Genomic DNA, 25,468 nt, shown 5'->3' on the forward strand with positions numbered 1-25,468 from the left:
ACGGCACTTTTGTGGATTGCCGTGACACGAGCCATTGCTCAGGCGCACCTAATTCCATACTTACTGTCAACTCAGGTACCGTTTTTTTATGACTACGAAGCAGTACGACGGTGTCATCGTCGGGGCGGGCTTCGGGGGAATGGGCGCCGCGATCCAGCTCAAGCGCCTTGGCTTCGACAACATCACCATTCTCGATCGCGAATCAGATCTGGGCGGCACCTGGCATGTCAACCATTATCCGGGCCTGGCCGTCGACGTCCCGTCGACCAGTTACTCGTACTGGTTCGAGCCCAACCCGTACTGGTCGCGGGTGTTCGCAACGGGTGCTGAGCTCAAGCAGTACGTCGACCACGTCGCCGACAAGTACGACGTGCGCCGCCACATGCGGTTCAACACCACCGTGGAGGGCGCCCGCTGGGACGAGGAGACGCAGCTGTGGCGGGTCTCGCTGGCCGGCGGGGAGACGCTGACCACGCAATTCTTGATCACCGCCACCGGCTTTCTGTCCCAGCCGCACACCCCGGATATCCAGGGCATCGGCGGTTTTGCGGGCAAAGTCATCCACACCACGGCGTGGGACCACAGCCAGGACTTCGCGGGCCGTCGGGTAGGGCTGATCGGTACGGGGGCCACCGCGATCCAGCTCATCCCCGAACTGGCGAAGACCGTCGCCGACCTGACGGTTTATCAGCGCACCGCGATCTGGGTGGCGCCCAAGCTGGACTTCCCGATCCCCCCTGCGGTGCAGCGACTGTTCGCTCGGATACCGCTCACCCAGCGGGTGCTGCGGTGGGTCACCGATGGGTTGCTCGAGTTCATGACGCTCACCGCTGTACTGAACTACCGCTATTTCCGGCGAATATCGATCGCCGGAATGGACGTGTGCAAGATGCACCGGTTCGCGCAGGTTCGCGATAAGGAGTTGCGGCGCAAGCTGACGCCCAACTACGACCTCGGCTGCAAACGACCCAGCTGGTCCAACGACTACTACCGCAGCTTCACCAAACCCCATGTGCACTTGGAGACCAGCGGCATCGAGCGGATCGAACCGGACGGGATCATCACCAAGGACGGGCACAAGGCTCCCATCGACACCCTGGTGCTGGCTACCGGATTCGACCTGTGGGAAGCCAACTTCCCCGCTATCGAGGTAATCGGCCGGAAGGGCCGCAACCTGGGCAAGTGGTGGCGCGACCACAGGTTCCAGGCCTATCAGGGTGTTTCCATCCCGTACTTCCCCAACTACCTGAGCCTGGCCAGCCCGTACGCCTTCGCGGGACTGTCGTTCTTCAACACCATGGAATATCAGATGCGGCACATGGACAGGTTGCTCGGCGAGGTAAAGCGCAGGGGCGCAACCTCTTTCGAGGTTACCGAAGAGGCCAATGCCCGTTTCCTGGAACGCATGACCCGGCACCTGGACAGCTCGGTGTTCTACTCCGGCGACTGTGCTACGTCGCGGTCCTACTATTTCAACCCAAGCGGCGAAGCCACGCTGCTACGGCCCACCTCCGTGCGTAATGCGGTGCGGGACGGGTCGCGATTCCCGTTGGACGACTACGCGATCGCGTAAAGGAGATTCATGTCCCGCAACAGCTCGCGCCTGGCCCGGTTCTCCGGTTTGGCGCTGGCCGGCGTCGGGCTATCCCATTTCACCAGCCCGCAGCTGTGGGAGCCGATCAGCAAGCCGGTGTTTCCACGAGGCACCCGTCAGCACATCTACACCAACGGCGGTATCGAGACCATGTTGGGCCTGGGCTTTTCCGATCGGCGCACGCGCAGCCTGGCGATCGTCGGATTGATCGGCTACGCGGCCTACCTGCTCGGTACGGCTATCCGGAACGGCCAAACACAGTAGCCTGCATCAGCGTTCGCACGCAGGCCTGCGGGTAGGCCGAGTTGTCCGCCGGCACGTCGTACTGCACCAACCGGCCCAGGTCGACCACCAGCGCCATCGCGGCGTGCACCAGAAATCGGGCCTGTGTTTCGTTGAGCGCCGGCCGTGCCGAGGCCAGCAGCCGCACCCACGAATCAATCGTCGACCGCTGCACGTCGCGCAGTAGCTCCTGATCGGCCCGGGTCAAATTGACCCGCTCCGTGTAGTAAATGGCGGCCAGTTCGGGGTTGGCGAACGATGTCGCCACGAACGCTTCGATCAGCACTGTCAGCATCTGGTGCGGTTCGGCAAGATCACCCAGGATCGCCGAAAGGTGGCCCGATACCCGGTCGGCTGCCCGCCGCAGACCGGTGGAAAGAATCTCGCACTTGCCGGAGAAGTACCGGTAGATGCCCGACACCGGGATACCGACCGCCGAAGCGATCTGCGCCATGCTGGTCTCGGGGTAGCCGTGGTGATTGAACAACACCATCGACGCATGTAGCAGCGCTTCGTAAACCCCGGCATCCGAGGCGAAGATGCGCCAGGTCGGCGGACGGGCGATGGGGTCGTCCGGGTGGGGAAGCTCGGCGTCCAGGACCGCCGCGGCAGCCTCGGCAAGCAACGGGCGGATTTCATCGTCGGGCAGCCGGACACGATGGTCGACGATGCTGCCGATGACGCTGAGCAGCCCTGACGAGAGCATCCACCGCTGCGATGAGGTCAGTGCCGGCCGGATCATCAGCAGCGGTCGCTGGATTCGCCGGTTAACCAGTCGAAGTTGGTCCTTCAACGTGGACTCGTCCTCGCCGTGCAGGTAGCGGGCCTGCCACCGGTAGAGTCCGCCGGACTCCCGGTTGGCCAACGTCACGTCGATCAGTGCGTCGACCAGCCGTCGCAGCGTCGCGGCCGGGTCAGCGTGGGCGGGTTCGATGTCGACGAAGTCGGTGGAGTCGACCAACTGCTGGCTCAACGCCAACACCGCTCCGCGGAACAACTCGTATTTGCCCGAGTAATGCCGGTATAGCGCCGCCGCGGAAATCCCGACCCTTGCCGCGATGGCTTCCATGCTGACCGCGTGATAGCCCAGCGCGCTGAACGCCTCGGCGGCAGCCCGGGCGATCTGCGCCTTGCGGTCCTTCGGCCGCCGGCGCACCTCGGCTGCCGAGTCGGTACGAGCGGTCGTCACCGCCTAACCCTAGCGTCCGACTCGGGTCTGGAAAAACTTAACCGGAATCTACCGAAGCGTCAGAATTTCCATTAACATAATTGATACTCAACCCGCTTACCGAGGGTGCCGACCAGGAGGGAACGCCCATGCTGGGCAAGGTACGCCAGCTGCTCAGCTTCCAGCTCACGATCGCCGAGCTGATCGGGCTCGGCTTGCTCGTCGGAACACCGTACCTGCTGGTTGGAGTAATTTGGTCGACCACTCACACCGATCACCTGCACCACATGCACGGTGCTGATCTGGTGGTGTCTTTCCTCGGGTCGATCGTGTCGTGGCCGGTGCTGCTGTTCGCTGACGTGTGCATGACATGAGCACAGACGTTCCGTCGGCTCCGCTGACCACCTCCGATACCCGCATTCACATCGCTCGGCGTACAGCGCGGTGGGACGACCGTCCTGCCACGGTGGCCGATGCACTGGACTTCTGGTCATTTGCCGCCGGTGCTGCCAATGTCGTCATGCAGCTGTCCTCGCCGGGCGTCGGCTACGGAGTGGTCGAGAGCAAGGTCGACTCCGGGAGCCTGATGAAGCACCCGTGGAAGCGGGCGCGCACCACGTTCAGCTACCTGGCCGTGGCGATCATCGGCAGCCCTACCGAGCGCGCTGCCTATCGCGACGCCGTCGACGTCGCGCACCGCCAGGTTCGATCGGAGCCGTCGAGCCCGGTGAAGTACAGCGGCTTCGATCGTGACCTCCAGATGTGGGTGGCAGCATGCCTTTTCGTCGGCTTGGAAGATACCTATCAACTGCTGCGCGGCCAGCTGTCCGGCGACCTTGCCGAGCACTTTTACCGGTCGGCGTTCCCGCTGGGCACCACCCTGCAGGTCACCGAGGACCAATGGCCCGCGACCCGAGCCGAATTCGACCAATACTGGAACGACGCTTGCCAACGCGTTGTGATCGACGACGTCGTGCGCAACTACCTGCAGGGCCTGATCAACCTCACCATGATCACGCCGCTGCTGCGGCCATTCGTGCCATTGCTGCGGTTTCTCACGTCGGGGTTTCTGGCCCCGGTATTCCGGGACGCCTTGCAAATCAAGTGGACGCCAGGACAACAGCGCCGATTCGAATACCTGTTTCTGCTGGTGGCTTTCGTCAATCGCTTCCTGCCCAAGTTCATCCGACAGGGCGGCAGCTACGTGTTGCTTGCCGATGTGCGATGGCGAATCCGTCGGCGCCGCAACCTAATCTGAAGGGAGCACCGTGAAGAATCGGCACTTGTTGCTCGCCATCTCAGGCATACTGCTGGTGGTGGTCGGACTCATGGCGCTGTGGTGGCAGGTCTTTCTGGCCCAGTATGACCAGTACGGCATTCAGATCGCCTGCGGCAGGGCCTTTAACGCGAACATGTCCCATGCCGCCGATGCGGGCGGCGATAACCTCGTCGCGCAGTGCGGCAAAGCGCTGCTCGTGAGGCGCGCATGGGCGATCCCAACCGCGATCATCGGGTGGCTGTTACTCACCGCTTTGGTAGCGGGGTGGTTGCACCACGCCCCGACCGACCACGCCCACGGGGAAGAAGCCTCGCGCGTCTGATCGGTTCCAGCCGAATCTCATGGCAGCTCAACCTTGCTGGCCAGCCATCGGCCGTCCACCTTGTCCATGGTCATCTTGACCCTGCTGCGGTCCAACTGGGGTTGCGGAGCGGCGGCGTTGCTTACCGATTGGTCGACGAACAGCACAACCTCGACCCGGTCTCCAGTGACGGACTTGACCGCCGCGTCGATCACAGTGCCGTGCGCCGCCGCTTTGTTTTCGACCAGCACCTGGCGCAGTTGTGCACTCGATTCGGTGTACATGTCTTTGAACTCACCAGTCGCCCCGTCGAGAACCTCGGTGAAGTTCTTGTCGAGCGCATTGGTGTCGACGCTGGTCAGCGTCAGTGTGTATTTCATTGCCGCGTCGAGCGCCTGGGCAGCGGCGACATCCCGCTGATGGTGCTGAAACAGCAGCCAGCCTTCGTAGCCTGTCGCCGCCAGCAGGGCAGCCAGCACAATGGCGGCAGCCCACCGAATGGGCTTGGCTCGTCGCGCTTTTCGCTTTGACTTCGCATTTTCAGCGCTCTCGGCGACAGAATCCTCGTCCTCATCGCTGGAGTCGTCGGCGTCGACCGCCGCGGCATCTTCCGAGAGTTTCATCTCACATCTCACTTCCCATACTGGTCACGAGTTGCATGCTCCGGAGTCGCGGAGCGCGTCACCCCACCCGGTGGCCGCAACGATATTGGCGTGTGTCACTCCTGATGGGTCCTTTTTCTTGATGCTGGCACTGATTCGGGATAGCTGAAATGCCATGCTGGTCATCGATTCTCCGCCGTATATCGGCGAATACGGGCCGAAGTTGTCCAGGTTGTTGGTGATGATCAACGGCTTCACCCGGGGCGCCAGGAAGGCAGTCGACTGGTCGATGTTGGCGACGACGGCATCGGCTTGCCGTTGCACTCCGCCGGCCGAGTAGTCGTCGTGTTGGTCGCCGAGGTGGCGGTTGAACTCGTTGATCTGGCCGATCAATGGATCGAACTGGGCATTGAACCACTGACATGAGTCCGACATACCGCTGACCATCTCGGGCGTCACCCGGTACGCGAACGTGTTGTACGGCCAAACGTCGAAGTTCGGCGACCAGTCGCTCGGCGACGGGGCGAACACTGGCAGCGGCGGCGGCGGACTCGTATCAGCGGTGGCGTGGCCGGACAGCACCAGAGCGGTTGCAAGGACCGGCCCGGCGCACACCACACCGGCACTTCCCCGCCGCAAGCTTTTCGGCTGCATTCGCATCCTCTCCAGACATGACTGTCGAAATCCTCATTCACATGCCCGGGTGTGTACAGGATCTTCTCGCGAACCCCACCAGACGTCAAGCGGAGTTTCACGAGACTCGCGTCGAAAATTAATTAGGGGCCAACGTACGGGCGGTCGCGTGAGCTTGCGGTGGCCTCGGTACGGCCTCTGACCAAAATACCTGCTAGACAGCTATAAGGCGACTCGTGATACGTGCAGCCCTCAGCGCTGTCGCGAACTTTGTTGGCCACGGCGGCCCGACCTCAATCGCTCGGTGGTCCGTCCCATAGTTCGGCAACCCGGGCCCCGAACGGAGTCCGGTGGTTTGCCGAAAGCTTCCCTTGTGAGCAGAACACGGATTAACATCAACGGCTGTGTGTCGCGGTAGCTCGACGAACCAGTGGTGGTAGCCGGAATGAGCACGATCTTTGATATCCGCAATCTGCGGTTGCCGAGGCTGTCGCGGGCGTCGGTGATCATCGGTTCGTTGGTGATCGTGTTGGCGCTGGTGGTTGGGTTTGTGGGTTTTCAGCTGTATCAGAAGTTGACGAATAACACTGTGGTGGCTTACTTCCCGGAGGCCAATGCGCTGTATTCGGGTGACAAGGTCCAGATCATGGGTGTGCGGGTGGGTGCGATCGACAAGATCGAGCCGGCCGGCGACAAGATGCGGGTGACTTTTCACTACAAGAACAAGTACAAGGTGCCGGCGAATGCCTCGGCGGTGATCCTTAACCCCACTTTGGTGGCGTCGCGCAGCATTCAGTTGGAGCCGCCGTATAAGGGTGGTCCGGTGCTGGCCAATAACGCGGTGATTCCGGAAGAGCGCACTCAGGTGCCCACTGAGTGGGATCAGCTGCGCAACACCATCACCAACATCATCTCCAAGTTGGGGCCCACCAAGGAGCAGCCCAAGGGGCCGTTCGGCGACATCATCGAGCACTACGCCGATGGGCTGGCCGGCAAGGGTCAGCAGATCAACACGACGCTGGATAGCTTGTCGCGGTCGTTGACCGCGCTCAATGAGGGCCGTGGCGACTTCTTTGCGGTGGTGCGCAGTTTGGCGTTGTTCGTCAACGCCTTGCACGAAGACGATCAGAAGTTCGTGGCGCTCAACACCAACCTGGCCAAGTTCACCAACAGCTTGACCGGTTCGGATCACGATCTGGCCAATGCGCTGCAGCAGGTCGACAGTCTGATCACGACCATCCGCCCGTTTTTGGCCCAAAACCGTGAGGTGCTGACTCACGATGTCAACAACTTGGCCGAGGTGACCGACACCTTGCTGCAACCCGAGCCCCTGGACGGTTTGGAAACCGTCCTGCACGTGTGGCCGACGGCCTACGCGAATGCCAGCGGGATTTATCACCCGGCGCAGGGTGCGGTCGTGGGGCTGCCGACGATCGTGAACTTCGTCAACCCGATGCAGTTCATCTGTAGCTCGATTCAGGCCGGCAGCCGGCTGGGTTATCAGGAATCGGCCGAGCTCTGTGCCCAGTATTTGGCGCCGATTCTGGATGCGATCAAGTTCAACTACCTACCGTTGGGGTTGAACCCGTTCACCACCGCCGCGACGCTGCCCAAGCAGATCGCCTACTCCGAGCCGCGGCTGCAGCCGCCGGATGGCTATAAGGACACCACCGTGCCCGGGATCTGGGTGCCCGATACCCCGACCTCGCATCGCAACACCCAGCAGGGCTGGATCACCGCGCCGGGTATGCAGGGGGTGCAGGTGGGGCCGATCACCGCGGGTCTGCTGACTCCCGAATCGCTGGCCGAACTGATGGGCGGTCCGAACATCGAACCGGTCCAATCCAATTTGCAGACTCCGCCGGGATATCCGAATGCCTACGACGAATACCCCGTCGCACCGCCGATCGGGGTGTCGGCCCCGCAGGTGCCGGTTCCGCCGCCGGGGCCTGGGCCTGGGGTGGTCCCGGGTCCGGTTGCCCCGACACCCGCGCCACAGCCGGCGCCGGCCGGACCCGTTCCGGGCCCCGCTGGACCACCGCTGCCCGCTGAGGCGGCCTCATCGTGATCGACATATGTCTGATAACTCAAAATGCTCGTTAACATTTGTAGCATTGGTCTAGCCTTTTGCGATTCGAACTGCCAGCCCGCGCAGACCAGTTGGGGTCTGCAGCAGACCGGGCTGTGAGTTCGACGTTCCACCGCCGGGCATGGAATTCAGTGCTCTGACGGCGCGGCATCCGGCGGTGACACGGTCCGGTGCGCCGCGCCGAAGCAGTCTCGGCCGGTTTCGCCGAAACCTTTCGCATAATCAGAATGATGATTAACATGCTCGCCGTGGAGCCTGGTAGTGGCAGCGTTCAAGCACGCGACGATGTGGCCGCCATCGAGCAATGGGCCGTCGGTTACGCCAGACGCCATCCGGTTGCCTCGCTGACCACCGTGGGCGAGCAGTACGTCCTGGCGGTCCGCACCGTCCAGTACTTCTTCATCGACCTGTTCACCGGCCGCTTCCAGTGGATCGAGTTTCTGCGGCAAGGCGCGTTCATGGCGGGCACCGCCGTACTGCCGACCGTCTTGGTCGCACTACCGATCGGCGTGACGCTGTCCATCCAGTTCGCGCTGCTGGCCAATCAGGTCGGCGCCACGTCACTGGCCGGTGCCGCCAGTGGGCTGGCTGTCATCCGCCAAGCCGCCTCGTTGGTGGCCGCGGTGCTGATGGCCTCGGCTGTCGGATCCGCAATCACCGCCGACCTCGGCTCCCGCACCATGCGGGAGGAAACCGACGCCATGGAGGTCATGGGCGTGTCGGTGATTCGCCGCCTGGTCGTGCCACGCTTTGCCGCCGCGGTCATGATCGGTGTCGCATTGACGGGAATCACTTGCTTCGTGGGCTTTTTGGCCAGCTACCTGTTCAACGTCTACTTCCAGCGCGGCGCACCGGGCAGCTTCGTGGCCACCTTCTCGTCGTTCGCCACCACCAGCGACATGATCGTGGCGCTACTCAAAGCCGTTGTGTACGGCGGCATCGTGGCGGTGGTGGCCTGCCAAAAGGGTCTGTCCACCAAAGGCGGCCCGACCGGCGTCGCCGACTCGGTGAATGCGGCGGTCGTCGAATCGATTCTGGTGCTGATGATCGTCAACGTTGGCATCAGCCAGCTCTACAACGTGCTGTTCCCTCGGACGGGGCTGTGACATGCGCGCCGGCGACAATGCAGAGCGAAGCGATGCTGAGGAGCGGCGCTAAATGACCGCCTCGACCTATGTACCGACGATCGCGCGGCCGATCGTCGCTGTTTACCGCCGGGCAGCCAAACCGACTGTCCGTTTGGGGCACATGCTGGTGTTCTTCGTACGGGCCGTGCTTGCGGTGCCCGCATCGTTGCGTCAGTACCGGAAGGAATTTCTGCGGCTGCTGTCGGATATTGCCTGGGGCAACGGCTCAATTGTGGTGGGCGGCGGCACCGCCGGCGTCGCGGTCGTGCTCGGTTTCACTGCGGGCGCCCTGGTCGCCGTGGAGGGCTACAACTTTCTGAACCTGCTCGGGTTGGGTCCGGCGACCGGCATCATCTCATCGCTGGTGAACACCCGAGAGCTCGCGCCGATCATGGCATCACTGGCGTTCGCGATGCAGGCCGGTTGCCGGTTCACCGCACAGTTGGGCGCGATGCGCATCGCCGACGAGATCGACGCCCTGGAGTCGCTGGCGATCCGTCCAATCCCGTTTCTGGTCACCACCCGGCTGATGGCGTCCGTGATCGCCGTCATTCCCCTCTACGTGGCCTGCCTGGCAGTCACCTACCTCACCTGTCAGGTCGTCGCAGGTGTCATCAGCGGCGGCTCCGTCGGGCCCTACCTGCACTACTTCACGATGATGTTGAGCGGCAAGGACATCATCTATTCGGTTCTCAAATGTGTTGTGTTCGTCTGGATTTCATCCACTGTGCAGTGCTACTACGGGTTCTACGCCGGCGGCGGCCCGGAAGGCGTCGGGGTGGCTGCCGGGCATGCGATGCGCGCCAGCATCACCGTCGTGATCATGGTCAACATGCTGCTCACCATGGCGTTGTGGAGCATCGATGCCGGCGCGAGATTTGGTGGCTAGATGGCGAATTCGTTGGATCTGGACGGCCGCGGCCCCTCCGAGCAGCAGTTGTTGGCATGCGGGGTGACTGTGCTGCTGGTCGTCGCACTGGTCACCGGCAGCCTGCTGCTGAAGTCCACCGGGAAACTCAACGACTACGTCCGGGTGGTTGCCGAGCTGGTGAACGTCGGCGACGGGCTGCCTGCGCGTTCCGACGTCAAGTACCACGGATTGCTGGTCGGCGCCGTCGACAATGTCATTCCGGCCACCTACGGCAAGCCCAACTTCGTTCACATCAACCTCAAACCCGAGTACGCCAAGGACATCCCGGCCACAGTTACCGCACGGGTAGTGCCCAGCAACGTGTTCGCGGTGTCGTCGGTGCAGCTGGTCGACGGCGGGCGTAGCGCGAGCATCCGCGACGGAGCACGCATCCCCGAGAACACCGAACTGTCGACGGTGATCTTCCAGACAACCATCAGCAAACTGCGCGACATCCTGGCCGCGACCGGCCGGGGGCGCGAGGATCACAGCGTCGGCATTCTGGCCGCCGTCGGGGCGGCCACCGAAAAGCGCCGCGGCACCCTGCTCACCGCCGGCGCTCAATTGTCCCGCATGCTCAACGAACTCAACGCCATCGTCACCACCGACCCGGGACCATCGACGGTCTCAGCCCTGCTGGATGCCACCCGTGGTTTGCAGGCCACCGCGCCGGAACTCGTCGACGTGCTGCATGACGCCGTCAAACCAATGCAGACCTTGGCCGAGAAGCGGGCACAATTCACGTCATTGATCGCCGGCTCCCAGCACACGTTCGGCGTGAACCGGCAGGCCTTCGACAACCACACCGACCAGCTGATCGAGATGACCCAGAACCTCACCCCCGTGCTGGGCGTGCTCGCATTGCACAGCGGCCAATTCCTGCCGATCTTCACCAGATTGAATCGGCTGTCCAACAAGTTCTTCGAAGAGGTGTGGGACCCCGACCTCGACACCGGGAACATGCGGGTCAACCTGGCGCTCACCCCCACCTACACCTACACGCGGGCCGACTGCCCGCGCTACGGCGAGCTGAAGGGTCCGAGTTGCTTCACCGCCCCGGAGATCGCGGTGCGTGCCGATCTACCCGAAGCGTTGCTGCCGCAGAACTATCACCCGCCTGCTGATCTCGCGCCGCCGCCGGGCACCGAGTTCGGGCCGGACGGGAACTTGGCCGCGGTAGGGCCGCCACTGGTCAACCCCAATTCCAGCCTGCAGGATCCCAATCCACCGCTGCCGTGGTGGCCGTGGCCCACCGGCCCGGCTCCCAGGGTCCCGGGAACCGCCGACCCAGATGATGCACCGCCGCCGCCTGCGGGGCAGCCGCTGCCTGCCGAGGCTGCGCCGGCGTCGTATGGCGGAAACGTCGGCCCGGTCGGCAGCCAACAGGAGCGTGACCAGCTCGGACTGATCACCGGCCAGCCTCATCCCGCGTCTGTGGCCACCCAATTGTTGTTGGGCCCGGTGGCCCGCGGAACAACGGTCTCGCTGCGGCCCGAGCCACCCGGGAAGCCGAAATGACCTTCCGCGGGCCGCTGATCGGCTTATCGATCTTCATGGCAATTGCCACCGCCGTCACCTGGCTGGTGTACGCCACCCTGCGGCGCGACGTGGCCGGAACGACAACGCCGTATGCGGCGATGTTCACCGACGTGTACGGCCTGCGGGTTGGCGACGACGTCCGGATGGCCGGCGTGCGGGTCGGCCGGGTCGAAAGCATCGAGCTCGCCGGGAAACTGGCCAAGGTCTCGTTCATCGTCCAAGACGACCAACACCTCTACGGCAACACCGTGGCCTCGGTGACTTATCAAAACATCATCGGGCAGCGCTATCTCGGCTTGTCGCTCGGCGAAATCGGCAGCCACGACCTGCTCCCCGCGAGAAGCGTCATCCCGGTGCAGCAGACGGATCCGTCATTCGATGTCGGAAAGCTGCTCAATGGTTTCGAACCGCTGTTTTCCCTGCTGAATCCCAAGCAAGCCGACGACCTCACCAAGGGTGTTCTGCAGTCGCTGCAAGGTGACCGCGCATCCATCCCGCTGCTGGTGGAGCAGACGTCGACGCTCAGCAAGACCTTGTCCGCGCGCGATCAAGCCCTCGGTGACCTCATCTCCAGCCTCACCAAAGTCAGCGACTCCGTGGCGGTGCACAACGACGAACTGGATCATGCCCTCACCCAAACCCTCGACGTAGTCGGCGATTTCGATGCCCGCCGACCTTCGCTGCAGTCCTCGGTCGGCTCGCTGGCCCAGGTCACGCGACGGCTCTCCGCGATCGCTGACGAGGTCTACCCCGCATTGGACCAGCTCATCACCCGCCAGCCCGGTTTCAGCAAGCACATGGCCGGCATCGAACCCCAACTGGCGTTTACCGGCGACAACCTGCCGCTGTTGTTGAAGGGCTTTGCCCGGGCAACCGGTGAGGGCTCCTACGGCAACGCCTATGCCTGCGACCTCAACGCCGCCGGCTTCTTCCCCGGGCTCAACGACTTGACCACCTTCATCGTCAACGCGGCGACGCCGGGTAACGCCTACCCGATTACCACTGAGAACCTTGGCTGGCATACGCCCCGATGCAGGAACATGGCCAATGGCTAAAACATCGTTGCTGCGGTTGCGACGCCGTCCGCTGGAGTCCTACAACACGACATTGCTCGGGTTCGTCGCATTGGCCGTAGTCGCGGTGCTTGTCGCGGCATCACTATTGGTGAAGCTGCTCGGTGCCGGCTATACGCGCTACACCGCCGAGTTCCTCCAAGCCGCTTCGCTGCGCCCGGGCAACCCGATCACCATTGCCGGCATCGAAGTGGGCAACGTCTCGAGCATGAAGCTCGTCGGCGATCACGTCGAGGCCGGCTTGAAGGTGCGAGACAACATTGTGTTGGGCAAGGACACCAAGGCAGTCATCAAGGTCATGACCATCCTCGGCTCCCGCTACCTGGAGCTGTTGCCGGACGGCCCCGGCTCGCTGCCGGGTAAGACGATCGGCCTGGCCCACACCGAGGTTCCCTACGATTTACAGTCGCTACTAGAAGACGCCACAACGACATTCGAGCAGGTTGACTCCGACCAGTTCGCGCAATCACTGGCCGTCCTGGGCAAGCAACTCGACGGGGTGCCGCCCCTGGTTCCGCAGGCCATGGCTAACCTGCACACGTTGTCGACGATCACCGCCGACCGGCGAGATCAGCTCGGCACCTTGCTGGCCAGTACCCAACGGGTGATCAACACGCTGCGGGCACAGCAGACAAATCTGGGTAACTTGATGGACCAGGGCCAGGACCTACTCGGCCATTTGGTGGCGCGAGAGGCCACCTTTCACGCCATGTTGGCGGGCTTGACCCAACTCGTCGACAAGCTCGAGAAGATCGTGGTCAACGACCGGCCGATGCTCGACGAGTTGTTCACTAACCTGCATGAGCTCACCAATATGGTCGGCCACCACGATGACCTGTTGCGCAATCTCTTGCAGGCCGCTCCCTTACCGCTGCGTGGCTTGACCAACGCCACCGGCTATGGCCCCGTCGTCGAGTTCAATCTTCCCAACGGATTGGCTATCGACTCGTGGATGTGCGCGATCAGTGGCCGCGCCAAGGAATTCGGCATGATCCAGTACTTCAAGGACTGCAAATGATCACCGGTAGGCGCAAGATCATTGCGCTCGTCGCCGCCTTCGCTGTCCTGGCCGCCGTGGGCACCGGGGTGGTCGGCTACTACGTCAAGTCACAGCTCGACACCATCAGCCTGACCGCTCAATTCGACAGCGCCGCGGGGCTTTATGAGGGCAATGCGGTCGCGGTCCTTGGCATGCCGGTGGGCAAAGTCACCAAAGTCACCTCAAAGGGCAGCTACGTCGAGGTTGACTTCACCGTGGACAAACACGTCAAAGTTCCCGCAGCCGCGCACGCGGTGACGCTTACCACCTCGATTCTCACCGATCGCCAGATCGAATTGACGCCGCCCTATCGCGGGGGCCCGGTGATGAAGAACCACGACACGATCGGCCTGACCAGAACCAAGACGCCCGTCGCTTTCGATCGGGTGCTTGACATGCTCGACAAAGTATCGAAGTCACTCAAAGGCGACGGCAAAGGTGGCGGGCCGATGGCCGACGTGACCGATGCCGCAGTCGGAATCACCGACGGCAACGGCCAAAAGATCCTGTCCGCACTCGACGAGCTCTCCAAGGCGTTGCGGCTCAGCTCGGAGCGCGGTGTAACCACTCGCGAGCAGTTGACCACCATCATCACCGACCTCAGCTCGATAGTGGAGGCCACCGCCCGCAACGACGCCAAGGTGCGGCAGTTCGGATCCACGACCCGCCAGCTCAGCCAGATGCTGTCCGACGAGCAATTCGGCACCGGCGTCACTGGCCGGACCATGAACAAAATCCTTGATCAGGTAGCCACCTTGATCGAGGCGAATCGGGAAAACCTGAAAGAAGCCGTCCGCAACGGCGATACCGCCGCGAAGACTCTCATCGACAACCAGCGCGGGGTAGCCGAAATGCTCGACGTGCTACCGCTGACGCTGGAGAACCTCTACAACACCGTCGACCAGAACAACGGCGCCATCCGCGTGCACGGCCTTCTCGTCAAGGCGCTCACCGACAGCCAGAGCACCAAGGAAATGTGCAATCTGATGCATCTACGCCAATTGGGCTGCAGCACGGGGACATTGCAAGACTACGGGCCCGACTTTGGATTGACCTATATTCTCGACGGCCTGTCAGCGATGGGACAGTAGTGATGAGCCTGGGGAAGAAGGCGTTTGCGGCAACACTGACGGTCGCGACGCTCACCTCCGGCTGTGCGACCAACGGGCTGAGCAGTCTGCCACTGCCGGCACCGGGAATGGGCGGCGGAGGCTATCTACTCAAGGCCGAATTTTCGAACGCGCTGAACCTGCCCGCGCACGCTAAGGTCAAACTCGCCGGCGCCGACGTCGGGCAACTCGAAACGATGACCGCGCGAAATTACGCCGCGGTCACCACATTACGGATTATGGACGGCGTCCGGGTTCCGGCCGGAAGCACCGCGGAGTTGCGATCAGCGACGCCTCTCGGCGACGTGTTCGTCGCGATCAAGCCACCGAACCCGGCGCAGCCCAATGCGCCGCTGCTGAAGAACGGTGACACCATAGGCCTGGATTCCACCAGGGCGGCCGCCACGGTGGAATCCGTGCTCAGCTCGGCGGCGCTGCTCGTCAACGGCGGGGCGGTCCGTAATTTCACGAATATCGTCAACGGGGCCGGCAAGGCGACCGGTGACCAGGGACAGGCGTTCGGCGACTTGATCAACCAGACCAATGCGCTGCTGGTCAAGCTCAACGTCCGGTCCGATCAAATCGACGCCGCAGTGACCGAAACGGCGCGGCTCGCCGACCGGCTCGACGAAAAGAACCAAGCCATCACCGACGTCTTGCAGGCGATCGGGCCGGCGACCGATGTGTTGTCCAGCGACGCTGACGAGGTCGCCGATGTCGTAGAACAGTTGGGCGCTACGACACGCCAGCTGGAAAGGTTCCCGTCGATCGCCGGAACCGATAAGACCGGCCGCAGTGTCATCAAAGATGCCAATAGCATTGCCGCCGCGTGGAATGACGTCGCGCTGAGTCCCGATACCAGCCTGGCCGGACTGAACAGGTTGATGCCGCCGTTCGTCAAAACCACGACGAGCTCGGCGATATCGGTGCGCGGCAGCTTCGACCGGCTGGTCATGGGATCGAGGCCGGGCACCGGGGCGGAGTCCGGAGGATTCAAGGGGGATCCGGCCTTCCACGGCCCGATGCACCGCGACATCAACAAGTTCATCGGCTCGCTCAAATACGCCCTGTGGCGGCTGCAGGAACGCGTGGTCGGCCGCGGCCCGAATACCCCGATGGGTCAGGACCAATGGGCGCCGGTCGGCCCGCCGCTTCCGCCCGCACCACCCGGCGAGGCGCCGCCGGATCCGTTCGGGCAGGAGCCCCCGGGATGATTCACACGGTCAGCCGGTGGATCGTCGCCATTGTCCGAGCCGGGCATCGCCGGCGGACGTGGCTTTCCGGCATCGCGCTCGCGCTGACGCTCGTCGTCGCGATGGCCTACCTGCTGATCGGCGCGCTGCGGGTGAACCCCTTCGACTCGACCTACCAGATCAGGGTGCAGCTGCCCGAATCCGGTGGCCTGCTCGCCAATCAGGACGTCGCGGTGCGCGGGATTCGGGTCGGGCGCATTGAATCGCTGCAGGCCACGTCGAGCGGCGTTGAGGTAATCGCGAATATCAAGTCGAGCGTCAAAATCCCGGCCGCCAGCCAGGTGCGCGTGTCGGGGTTGTCTCCGGCAGGAGAGCAGTACGTCGATTTCGAGCCCGCGTCGAACACCGGCCCGTTTTTGGCCGACGGCAGTGTGATCGGTCCGCAGCGGACCACCACACCGGTTCCGCTGTCGCAACTGCTCGCCGACGCCGATGGCCTTCTGGCTCAAACCGATCCGAAGAAGCTTGAAATCGTCAAGCGCGAGCTGAGCCTCAGCACGGAAGGCCCGCAGAAGCTCACCGACATCATCGATGGCGGTACTTTTCTGTTGTCCACGTTGGACCCCGTGTTACCGGAGACCGTCAGCGTATTGAAATCCAGCCGGGTTGTATTGACCACTTTCGCCGACAAGAACACCGGGCTGGCTGCCACCACAAGGAATCTCGGTCAGTTGATGACCGGCGTCAACAAGATGGATGCCGGGTTCCGCAGGTTCGTCGATCAAACACCGGGAGTGCTGTCGTCGGTGGACAACCTGTTTGACGACAACTCCGACACCATGGTCGGGCTGCTGGCCAACTTGGTCTCGACAGCGCGGTTGGTCTACGTCCGGGTTCCGGCGCTGAACGCGCTCTTTCCGAACTATCGTGGCTCTACGCTGGAGGCTTTGACGACCACCATGCATGAGCACGGGCTGTGGGCAACCGCCGACATCTACCCCCGCTACACCTGCGACTACGGCACCCCGCGCCGACCGTCGTCGTCGGCGGACTACCCCGAGCCATTCCTGTACACCTATTGCCGAGACGACGACCCCGAGGTGCTGATCCGTGGAGCGAAGAACGCTCCCCGGCCAGGCGGTGACGACACCGCTGGACCGCCTCCCGGTGCGGACTTGGGCCAGACCACCGATCCAACGCCCAAGGGTCGCTACACGATTCCCACACCGTACGGCGGGCCGACACTGCCCATCGAACCGCCCCACTGATGCAAGGAGACACCACCGTGACGCTGACAACCGAGCAGGAACCGGAGTTAGACGAGACGGAATCCACCGCCGAACCCGACGTCGACGGCAAGTCCACTCGACGACCGTGGCGGCGCTATGCCCGTCTAGTGCTGGTGGCCGCGGTCTTCGCCGGAGCGTTCGGCAGCGCCGCGGTGCTGGGGTGGACGTTGTGGCAGGAGCACACTGTGACCCAGGCCGCTCAGACTGCCCGCCAGACCGCAGTCGACTACGCGCAGGTACTGACCAGCATCGACTCGAATCGGGTGGATCAGAACTTCGCGGCGGTACTCTCCGGTGCCACAGGTCAATTCAAGGACACGTACACCAAGGCGAGTGTGCAGCTTCGCCAGTTGCTGATCGACAACAAGGCCGCCGCGCACGGCGTCGTCGTTGAGTCCGCGGTCCAGTCGGAAGCCAAAGGCAAGGTGGTGGTGCTGTTGATGGTCGACCAGACGGTCAGCAACACCGGGCGGCCCGACGGGCGGGTCGACCGCACACGGATGAAGGTCACGATGGAAAAGGTCGATGGTCATTGGCTGGCAAGCAAAGTCGAACTGCCCTGAAATGTGGGCGGCGCGGCTTACGGTGAGCGTGGCAACGGTAACGGCGGCGGTCGTGGCCGCGCCGGCCGCGTCAGCCTCGGCGCCTTCGTTGTGCGGCGACTTCGGCGGCGAATGGGACGGGCAATATTGCCACACCTCGGTGTTATCCGAGCGAAAAGCGGTCCGCGACATCAAGATGGCCATCCCGGGTGATCTGGTGGACAACCCCACTGCCGGTCCGGTGATCCGCGACTACTTGCGCACTTTGTTCAGCAGTTGGCGAACCAAGGGATCCTCGATGGTTCAAGACAGTTGGGGCGAAGAGAACTATCAAGTGTTCCAACATGGACCCGCACTCAGTGTGGTGTTCCATGAGGACTACCACGCCGACGGGCCGTGGATCAACAACGCCTACCGCACTTTCACGTTCGATATGGCCGGCGGCAAGCGGTTGGAGCTCACCGATATCACCAAACCCGGGGTGGATCCTCGGGCGGCCATTCCGTCGTTGGCCGAGCCGTTCATCCAGGAGGCACTGGACCGGGCGGCGTGGCAACACTCACCCGGAAGCTATCCGTTCACGCTCGACCGTTGGACACCGGACAGGGTGTACTCCGGAGGCTACAAAGCTTGGGTCATCACACCCGACGAGCTGATCCTCTACATGCCCGATTACCCGGTGGGACACGACTCCCCAGTTCAGTACGGCCAGTCGCAACAATGGTCTATGGACGGCGGCACCGTCGAGCCGCACATCCCGCTCAGCGCGCTGAGCTCGATCCTGCGACCGGAGTTCGGCGGTGGTAGTCAAGAGGCGTTGGGGTAGAACTCGCCAAGGATCCTTCAAGAGTCCTGCCGCATTCTGCGCATTATCGGCCACCACGACCGGCCGCGGCGCATGATGGAGAACATTCGCCAGAAAGGACTCAATAATGGCGAACTACTGGTGGATCGTGCACATCGTCGCGGTGATCTGCTTACTGGGCATCGTGGTCGCAAGGGTCATCGCGAGGAGCCAGAGCGGACTCGACAGGACAGAGATGAAGGTAGCGCGGCGAGCGGCGCGGTCGCCCTTAGTCTTCGCCGGGTTGTCGTTGGTCATTTTCCCCTGGCTGGGGCTGATCTTGTTCGCGTTGATGTGTTTTGCCTATTACAGGCACAGCGCCGCAATCAAGAAAGAGGTCGGCTTTGACCGCAGAGAACAGAACCGCGCAGAGGGCGCCATATACGATTTCTACGAGCTTCGCATCACCAGGACCGAGCTGATCAAGGGCTATGGACCGGGCGCTCTGCGCATTCCGCTGCAAGGGCTCACCGCCACGGTCACGAAGACCGACACGGTCGACATCACGATCAAAGGGCCAGACACCAAACTCGTTTACTCCATGCCGTATGACATTCTTGCTGGTTTCAACCCTTGGCGCGCACGACAGTTCGCCGCTCTCCTGAATTACGAAGCGAGCCGCCAAAGTGCACCGGGCATCGCAGCATGATGGAGTGCAACAACACTGGACCGCGATCGACGAACTTCGCTGAGATCGATTGATTCCCAACTAAAATGGTGGTGGCTCGTCCTGGTCGCTGCTGGGTGGGGCTGGGCCTAAGCGGGCGGCTTGGCGGGCGCGGCGCGCTTGGCGGTTGCGTTTGCGTTCGGCGCGGATGTAGGCCGCGCGATTTTGGGCGCGGGTACGTCGACGTTTGGGCATCATCGCGCCGCGATCGCCGCACTGGTCGGTGCGGGTGGATGTCGGCTGAGGCAACTCTGCGGTGGGCACGCATAAGCTGGGGAACAGCAGCGCGCTGCCGGGAGTCGTCACATAGGTCTGCCCGGCCGGTGAGGTCCAAATGATTGTGCCGTCGGGGAGCTGTTTGTCGCGCCAGGCCCAGAAGGTTTTCAGCAGATGATGCCGTCTGCACAGGGATTTGAGGTTCGAGGCGTGGGTCTGACCACCATCACCGTAGGGAATCGTGTGGTCGAGGTCGCAGGCCACCGCGGGCCGGTCACAGCCCGGGAACCGGCAGGTGAGATCGCGGCAGCGGACAAAGTCGGCCAGTGCGCGCGAGGGCGTATATCCCGGCTCGGCCGGGGCATCGGCGGGATGGACCACGGGCCGCAGCTTGGCCGACTCGGCGAGTTCAGCGATCAGCTCGGCGGGAATGAGCTCATCGGCCCCTATCATCGCTCCCGGCTCCGTGCCGCTGCCCTCGAGGGTGGCCTGCTCGGCAATCACGTGCACCACCACCGGCCCGGGCACCGGCCTCGCGCCGGCAGGGCAATCCGGCAGGCCGCAGCGACACTGCAGACGCTCAGCCCCGGCCGCCAACGCCCCCATGGCATCGGCACGGCGCTGATTGCGGGTCCGCGGATCGTGGGCACACACCGTGTCGGCCAACGCATCCAGGCGGGCGTCCACCGCGTGAGCATCGGTGGTGAACAACCGGCCAAACACCTCAGACAGGCCATTGCCGCCATCGCAGATGTCAAACTCCCGATGGGCCTGCGCCTCCCGGCGTTGACGCACCGCATCGCGATCGGCGCGGGCCACAATCCGATCGACGTAGGCGGCCAGCCGACTCTGCGTCAGCCCCGGCCAGCGCGAAACCCGTGCTGCCAGAACGGCATCGACCCCGGCTAACACCTCAGGATCGGTGATCAAGTCGGTGCGATAGACCATCGTCTGAAACATCCAATAGGTGATATCGCCGGCGCACAGCAGCGCCCCCACCCGCGGCAGTCGGCTGCGCATGACCCGCGCGTAGTACAGATAGCTGGTCGCCAGCGCAGGGGTGATCCCCAACGCCGCGGCCACCTCGGCGCTGATCTCCTCCTGGGTGTCAGTCATCCAGGTCTCGCGCTCACCGACTTCACGCAACCGCAGCACATCCAACTCGCCGATCGCAACCAGGCGCTGACCGGCCGCTTGGTTCTCGGCCCGCGACGCCGCAGCCATGCGGTCCAGCAGTTCAGCGCCTTTCTCGAACATACATTCGATTATGCCACGCGCCGGCGACAAATCGGATTCAGCCGACCCTCGTCACTTGGCCAGCTCGTGCCGGACGCGGTCCGCGCGAACCGGAATACCGTTGTGGCCACCGAGATCCAGAGCATAGAGGCCTGTCACATACGCGACGCCACCGCCGTGGATACCCAGCGCGGCGCTGTCGACGTGGTCGTAGGTGTCAGTGTCCTTGTGGTAGTTGGGGTCGAACGGTTGGTCGGCGTCGCCTCCCCACAGCTTGGCCTGCTCCTCGGACATCTTGGCTTCCGCGCCGGAGAACAGCCCGCCGGCCGGGATGCCGGCCAGCGTGAAACCGTCGTAATCCGACCGGCCGTCGAATGCGAAGTCCTGCGGTGACTTGCCGGCCGAGTTCAGGTATGCGGCCAGCGACCGCTCGATACCGGCCGAGCCTTCGGGTACCACCGGCTGACCTCGCTGGTCCAGCGGCAGCGACTGGTCCCCGTCGTAGGTGAAGTAGCCCGGATTGGGCGAGCCGAGCATGTCGAAGTTCATGTAGAGCGCAATGTCCTTGAGCGCGTCGGTATCTAGCGACTCCACGTACTTCCGTGAGCCGATCAGCCCGAGTTCTTCTGCGCCCCAGAAGCCGAACCGCACCGCGTTGTGCACCTGCGGCGAGCTGCCCAGCTGCAGCGCGGTTTCCAACACAGCGGCCACCCCGGAGCCGTTGTCGTTGATGCCCGGCCCCTCGGGAACGCTGTCGAGGTGTGCACCGATCATCACCACGTCGTTGGCCGACCCGGTTTTGGTTTGCGCGATCACATTGCGGGCCTGGATGTTCTTGGTCTCGGCCTTGAGTTTGACCGTGATCGGGCCCGGCTTGCTTCGCAGCTCCGCGCCGGCGGCTTTGGTGACACTGACCACCGGGATCTTCACATCGGTCTTCTCGCCCAGCGTTCCGCCCATTTTCTCTTCGAGGACGTTGTCGGCGATGATCAGCGCGACGGCGCCGCGCTGCACCGCGGCGTCCTCCTTCTCCGAAAACGGGCAGGTGCCGCGATCCACCAGCACGACCGCGCCTTTCACCGGCAGCTTGTCGTAGTCGGAGGGAGTGCAGCCCGGGCTGTCCTCGATCGGCGCAGGCACCAACGGCCCGGTCACCCCGTCGGGCGGGGTGGGCAGGCTGAACTCCAACGCACGCGCCTCGAAGGTCTTGTCCCCGATCGCCACCGACCCGGTCTCGGCATGGAACACCCGAGCCTCGAATTGAGGGGTTTGCACGTCAAAACCCTTGTCGCGCAACTTACCCACGACGTAGTCGATGCTGGCGTCATAACCCGGAGTGCCGACCGCGCGGGTGTTGTTATTCGCCCCCGCAATGTCCTGCAGCTTCGACAGGTGCGCCATCATCGCATCGGTGCTGACTCTCTCCCGCAGCGCGGAAGCGAAATTGGCGGCCGACGACGAGACGGCCGGCCTGGAATCCGGTGAGTCACCGCACCCGCCGATCAGCAACGCAACGGCGGCGGTCACAACGAGGATGAGCTTTGGCTTAGTGTCCACGCGGCCCACGTTAGCCGCTGCCGACGGCGCGATGCGCCTCAGCCGGCGGCAAAGAACGGCGGCAGTATTTCCGTCCGCACGTTAGTCAGCTCCAGCAGGTCGACCAGTCGCGCGACCATAGGCTGGTCGGTTCGAAACACCACCTGCCGACCGTCGGCCCCAGCCAACTGATCCAGGGCAAACAGCTGCCGATGGGTGACAAAGTCGAGACAGTGTGCGCCGACAGTCACTTCGTCCCCGCTGGCTAATGGCCAGATCCGTTGCAGCGCAACGCTGAACGCCTCATCGCCGGCCGCGTCGATCTCACCGGCCAATGCGAAATCGCTGCCTTCTTCGGCGTAGATGCGAAAGCTCGATGCGCCCCGACTGACAAATGGGTGCAGGCAAATCACTTCTTTGGCCGCGTCACCCAAGATCTTCAGGTTGTAGGCGCACAGCGCCGAGAACGGCAGCGCTGTCATCTTCTGGTCGACGAGGTACTCCAGACGGCTGAATGCATCGCGTTGCTCCGGTGTGCGGACGAACGCGGCCCCGTCGACCACCGCCCGGCAGCCGCTGCATCCCGCTGCGACAACACGCTGCAGGGCCGTCACCGCGTCGGCCACCGTGGCCTCCGGGTCAACCACCTCGCTGCCGGGAACAAACCGGTAGTGCTCGTCCACTGGTGTCGCCGAGATCAGCCCGGACCGGAGTGCGTCGGCGAACCCCATGTCGACCAGCTCGTTCAGTAGCTCAGCGCGGCTACCGTCGCTGGCATACAAAATCCGGTGGTTTCGCCGAAGGCCGTCGGCAATGTACTCGGCCGCGCGGGCCAGGAACACCGACCGGTCGTGATAGCCCCAGCCCACGTGCGCGTGCGCCCCAAGGCCTGCGACGGAGGCGACAGCGCCTTGGCGGCGCGTCATGCCTCGACCAAAGGGCGGTCAAGCCGCAGGTAGGCCTGAATGGTGGTGCCGGCCGGTGTGGTGTGGGTGCGCACCAAATCCGCGATCGCGTTGACAACGAACAGCCCGTAGGGGCCTACTTGCCGGTCTTTCGGCGGCCGACGCCCGGCCAACGGGTCAGCCAGATGCCCGATATCGCGGGCCTCGCAGACCACGTGTCCAGCCTCATGCCAGAACGCCAGCCGGCAAGCCCCGCCGGTGTGATCAAGGCTGTTGGTGGCCAGTTCGGTGGTGATCAACTTCAAATCCGCGAGCCGGTCTGCGGACATGCCCAGCAATCGGCCATATCGGGTGCTACAGCGACGGGCGCCGGCCAGATCCGCCGGCTCGCAGACGGTGTGTGTCACCGCGACGGGACTGGTCGGGAGCGGCTGGTTGCACTGATCCAGCGCGGCGTCGACCGCATAGTCAGGGTTGTCCTGATGCGAGCCGTCCTGCCAGATCATCGGGTGGGTGCGCCGTGCATCCGCCAACGCACGGTCGCCCAGTCGTGTCGCGTCATAGAGGCACACGCCAGTCACGTCCCGGCCGGCAAGCGCGATATTGACCAGCGCCTCGTGCTGCACGCAGGCCGGGTATTCGACAGCGCTGCGCTCGGGCCAAACCGGCTCGCCGATAATCCGGACCGGCCGGTGGCTGTGGCGTTCCATGAAGGTGGTGAGCAGCCCGAGGAGCCGGCCGGGATTACGCCCGGCCTCGGTGATGTCGATCATCGTCACTTCCCTCGCCGCAGCGCCCAGCGCGTCGCGCAGCAAAGGGATTTTGTCCCTGGGCACTGCGACCAGCACCGGTTGGGGCACACTCAACCATCCGCTGACGAACCGCACCACGGAATCGACATATTCGCGCTCGGAGGAGTAGAAGAGCGCCCCGTGTACCAGCCGGTTCGCGCTATATGTCATCGCCATGTCGGCGGGAAGGGTACCCACTCACTCCTTCACACTCACATTGGTCAGCTCGAGCAGCTGGACCAGTCGGGCGATGACGGGCCGTCCGGGTCGCAGCCGCTGCCAGCCAGGTCAGCGCGCAAAGATTGGCGGTCGCGATCGGCGACGTATTCGATGCATTGGTTAGCGGTCAGACCATCGGCGATGCATTCGGCGGCGCAGGCGCGAAACTCCTCCTGACCGCGGTACCCCAGCCCATGTGCGCGAACGGGCCCAGACCGGCAGCAGCGGACAGCACACCATGGCGACGCATCACATATCCTCGCCGGCGCACCGGTCGATTCGCAGATAAGCATGAATGGTCGTCCCGGCCGGGGTGGTGTGCATGCGCACCAGATCCGCGATCGCATTGACGACAAAGAGACCGGCCGGACTCGGCCGGTCGCTGCTCGGCGGCCGCCGGCCGGCCAGTGGGTCGGCGATGAACCCGTTGTCGCGTGCCTCGCAGACCAGATTGCCGTTGTCCTCCCAAAACGCCAGTCGGCAGGCGTCCCCGCCGTGCTGGATGCTGTTGGTGGCCAACTCCGTGATGATCAGCTGTAGATCGGCGATTCGGTCGGCGGACAATCCGAGCAGCCGGCCGTATCGAGTGCCGTGCCGCCGGGCCCCGGCCAATTCGCGTGCGACCGAAACGGTGTAGGTCACTGCAGCCGGGCTTCGGGCCAACGGTTGGTTGCAGCGCTCCAGTGCGGCGTCGACGGCGAAGCTCGTGCTGGGCTCCTGCGCTCCCGCCCGGCGGATCGACGGATGAGTGGCCCGGACGTCGGCCAGCACCCCGTTCCCGTCGTCGTCGAGAAGGGCTGCGTCATACAGACACAAACCCACTACCTCGCGTTCGCCGAACGCGAGATTCGTCAGGGCTTCGTGCTGGATGCAGGCGCAGTACTCGGCCTTGGTGCGCCCCGGCCACAACGGCTCGGCGATCATCCGTACAGGCCGATTCGGGTGGCGCTCCAGGAAAGCCAACTCCGCCGCCAGAATCCGTGCGGGATTACGGCCCATCTCCGTGATGTCGACCAACGTCGCGCCGTCTGCTGTGTCGCCCAATGCGCGACGCAAGAAAGCCATTCTGGGCTCGGGTACTGCCACCCACACCGGCTGCTTTGCGCGCAGGCCTTCGCTGATGAACGGCACGACAGCGCCGAGGTATTCGTCTTGTGCACAATAGAACAACGCCGTGTGATCGAAGCGGGGCTGTGCAGCCGGCTTGCTCATTGTCACGTCAGCGGCTCCGCTCGAGTCGGCCGTCCAACTAGCGACGGCGCATGTGGCGTCCGCGATCGCCTAC

25 protein-coding genes are annotated in these 25,468 nt (G+C 63.7%); 17 read left to right on the plus strand and 8 right to left on the minus strand.

What is annotated here, in order from left to right:
• Positions 1-88 precede the first annotated feature (88 nt).
• Together AC5Y49_RS12765 and AC5Y49_RS12770 are read left to right on the plus strand one after the other, a co-directional pair.
• A complete protein-coding gene (locus tag AC5Y49_RS12765) occupies positions 89-1,573 on the plus strand; it encodes a flavin-containing monooxygenase (protein ID WP_499887490.1) in 1,485 nt (494 codons plus the stop codon).
• Between the two features lie 9 nt (positions 1,574-1,582).
• On the plus strand, positions 1,583-1,858 hold the full coding sequence (locus AC5Y49_RS12770; protein ID WP_499887491.1) for a hypothetical protein: 276 nt from the start codon (positions 1,583-1,585) through the stop codon (positions 1,856-1,858).
• Here the strand turns inward: AC5Y49_RS12770 and AC5Y49_RS12775 are convergent.
• Positions 1,833-3,032, minus strand: a complete 1,200-nt coding sequence (locus tag AC5Y49_RS12775; protein WP_499887991.1) for a TetR/AcrR family transcriptional regulator — start codon at positions 3,030-3,032, stop codon at positions 1,833-1,835. The two genes, AC5Y49_RS12770 and AC5Y49_RS12775, sit on opposite strands and share 26 nt — an antisense overlap.
• A gap of 161 nt (positions 3,033-3,193) precedes the next feature.
• Here AC5Y49_RS12775 and AC5Y49_RS12780 point away from each other — a divergent pair, with 161 nt between their 5' ends.
• Genes AC5Y49_RS12780 through AC5Y49_RS12790 form a run of 3 tightly spaced genes read left to right on the plus strand, consistent with a single transcriptional unit; the run spans position 3,194 to position 4,645 of the window.
• Positions 3,194-3,418, plus strand: coding sequence for a hypothetical protein (locus tag AC5Y49_RS12780; protein ID WP_499887492.1), 225 nt, complete (start codon positions 3,194-3,196; stop codon positions 3,416-3,418).
• On the plus strand, positions 3,415-4,302 hold the full coding sequence (locus AC5Y49_RS12785) for an oxygenase MpaB family protein (protein ID WP_499887493.1): 888 nt from the start codon (positions 3,415-3,417) through the stop codon (positions 4,300-4,302). Before AC5Y49_RS12780 ends, AC5Y49_RS12785 begins: the two co-directional genes overlap by 4 nt.
• A gap of 10 nt (positions 4,303-4,312) precedes the next feature.
• Positions 4,313-4,645 (plus strand): hypothetical protein, encoded by a 333-nt coding sequence (locus AC5Y49_RS12790; protein ID WP_499887495.1) that lies wholly within the window; start codon positions 4,313-4,315, stop codon positions 4,643-4,645.
• Between the two features lie 17 nt (positions 4,646-4,662).
• Here AC5Y49_RS12790 and AC5Y49_RS12795 read toward each other — a convergent pair whose 3' ends face one another.
• Complete coding sequence (locus AC5Y49_RS12795) at positions 4,663-5,247, minus strand: Rv1363c family protein (RefSeq protein ID WP_499887497.1); 585 nt, start codon at positions 5,245-5,247, stop codon at positions 4,663-4,665.
• Positions 5,248-5,271: 24 nt separating this feature from the next.
• Positions 5,272-5,880: a hypothetical protein gene (locus AC5Y49_RS12800; protein WP_499887499.1), complete on the minus strand. Its 609-nt coding sequence runs from the start codon at positions 5,878-5,880 to the stop codon at positions 5,272-5,274.
• A gap of 424 nt (positions 5,881-6,304) precedes the next feature.
• Here AC5Y49_RS12800 and AC5Y49_RS12805 point away from each other — a divergent pair, with 424 nt between their 5' ends.
• From AC5Y49_RS12805 to AC5Y49_RS12860, 12 genes are all read left to right on the plus strand, one after another.
• Complete coding sequence (locus tag AC5Y49_RS12805; RefSeq protein ID WP_499887501.1) at positions 6,305-7,927, plus strand: virulence factor Mce family protein; 1,623 nt, start codon at positions 6,305-6,307, stop codon at positions 7,925-7,927.
• A 260-nt stretch (positions 7,928-8,187) separates the two neighbouring features.
• The gene (locus AC5Y49_RS12810; protein WP_499887503.1) at positions 8,188-9,054 is read left to right on the plus strand and encodes an MlaE family ABC transporter permease; all 867 of its coding nucleotides are present in this window, start codon (positions 8,188-8,190) and stop codon (positions 9,052-9,054) included.
• Between the two features lie 52 nt (positions 9,055-9,106).
• Positions 9,107-9,964 (plus strand): MlaE family ABC transporter permease, encoded by an 858-nt coding sequence (locus AC5Y49_RS12815; RefSeq protein ID WP_499887504.1) that lies wholly within the window; start codon positions 9,107-9,109, stop codon positions 9,962-9,964.
• Positions 9,965-11,503, plus strand: coding sequence for an MlaD family protein (locus AC5Y49_RS12820; RefSeq protein WP_499887506.1), 1,539 nt, complete (start codon positions 9,965-9,967; stop codon positions 11,501-11,503).
• Complete coding sequence (locus AC5Y49_RS12825; RefSeq protein ID WP_499887508.1) at positions 11,500-12,579, plus strand: MlaD family protein; 1,080 nt, start codon at positions 11,500-11,502, stop codon at positions 12,577-12,579. The genes AC5Y49_RS12820 and AC5Y49_RS12825 overlap by 4 nt, the downstream gene beginning before the upstream one ends.
• The gene (locus AC5Y49_RS12830; protein ID WP_499887510.1) at positions 12,572-13,615 is read left to right on the plus strand and encodes an MlaD family protein; all 1,044 of its coding nucleotides are present in this window, start codon (positions 12,572-12,574) and stop codon (positions 13,613-13,615) included. The genes AC5Y49_RS12825 and AC5Y49_RS12830 overlap by 8 nt, the downstream gene beginning before the upstream one ends.
• On the plus strand, positions 13,612-14,727 hold the full coding sequence (locus tag AC5Y49_RS12835; protein ID WP_499887512.1) for an MCE family protein: 1,116 nt from the start codon (positions 13,612-13,614) through the stop codon (positions 14,725-14,727). The genes AC5Y49_RS12830 and AC5Y49_RS12835 overlap by 4 nt, the downstream gene beginning before the upstream one ends.
• A gap of 2 nt (positions 14,728-14,729) precedes the next feature.
• Positions 14,730-15,959, plus strand: coding sequence for an MlaD family protein (locus AC5Y49_RS12840; RefSeq protein ID WP_499887514.1), 1,230 nt, complete (start codon positions 14,730-14,732; stop codon positions 15,957-15,959).
• Positions 15,956-17,206 carry an MlaD family protein gene (locus tag AC5Y49_RS12845; RefSeq protein ID WP_499887515.1) on the plus strand — a complete coding sequence of 417 codons (1,251 nt, stop codon included), beginning with the start codon at positions 15,956-15,958 and terminating at the stop codon, positions 17,204-17,206. Before AC5Y49_RS12840 ends, AC5Y49_RS12845 begins: the two co-directional genes overlap by 4 nt.
• On the plus strand, positions 17,206-17,790 hold the full coding sequence (locus AC5Y49_RS12850; protein WP_499887517.1) for an Rv1363c family protein: 585 nt from the start codon (positions 17,206-17,208) through the stop codon (positions 17,788-17,790). Before AC5Y49_RS12845 ends, AC5Y49_RS12850 begins: the two co-directional genes overlap by 1 nt.
• A gap of 1 nt (position 17,791) precedes the next feature.
• The gene (locus AC5Y49_RS12855) at positions 17,792-18,595 is read left to right on the plus strand and encodes a mannan-binding protein (protein ID WP_499887992.1); all 804 of its coding nucleotides are present in this window, start codon (positions 17,792-17,794) and stop codon (positions 18,593-18,595) included.
• Positions 18,596-18,701: 106 nt separating this feature from the next.
• Positions 18,702-19,262 (plus strand): hypothetical protein, encoded by a 561-nt coding sequence (locus AC5Y49_RS12860; protein WP_499887519.1) that lies wholly within the window; start codon positions 18,702-18,704, stop codon positions 19,260-19,262.
• A 60-nt stretch (positions 19,263-19,322) separates the two neighbouring features.
• On the opposite strand, the gene AC5Y49_RS12865 is transcribed toward AC5Y49_RS12860, so the two are convergent.
• From AC5Y49_RS12865 to AC5Y49_RS12885, 5 genes are all read right to left on the minus strand, one after another.
• Positions 19,323-20,753: an HNH endonuclease signature motif containing protein gene (locus AC5Y49_RS12865; RefSeq protein WP_499887520.1), complete on the minus strand. Its 1,431-nt coding sequence runs from the start codon at positions 20,751-20,753 to the stop codon at positions 19,323-19,325.
• A 51-nt stretch (positions 20,754-20,804) separates the two neighbouring features.
• A complete protein-coding gene (locus AC5Y49_RS12870; protein WP_499887522.1) occupies positions 20,805-22,298 on the minus strand; it encodes a M28 family metallopeptidase in 1,494 nt (497 codons plus the stop codon).
• 29 nt (positions 22,299-22,327) lie between these two features.
• Entirely contained in the window at positions 22,328-23,194 is an 867-nt protein-coding gene (locus AC5Y49_RS12875) for an MEDS domain-containing protein (RefSeq protein ID WP_499887524.1), read from the minus strand.
• Complete coding sequence (locus tag AC5Y49_RS12880) at positions 23,191-24,141, minus strand: anti-sigma factor RsbA family regulatory protein (RefSeq protein WP_499887994.1); 951 nt, start codon at positions 24,139-24,141, stop codon at positions 23,191-23,193. Before AC5Y49_RS12880 ends, AC5Y49_RS12875 begins: the two co-directional genes overlap by 4 nt.
• 291 nt (positions 24,142-24,432) lie before the next feature.
• On the minus strand, positions 24,433-25,395 hold the full coding sequence (locus AC5Y49_RS12885) for an anti-sigma factor RsbA family regulatory protein (RefSeq protein WP_499887996.1): 963 nt from the start codon (positions 25,393-25,395) through the stop codon (positions 24,433-24,435).
• Positions 25,396-25,468 lie beyond the last annotated feature (73 nt).

It is taken from the genome of Mycobacterium sp. NGS62, assembly GCF_059812285.1.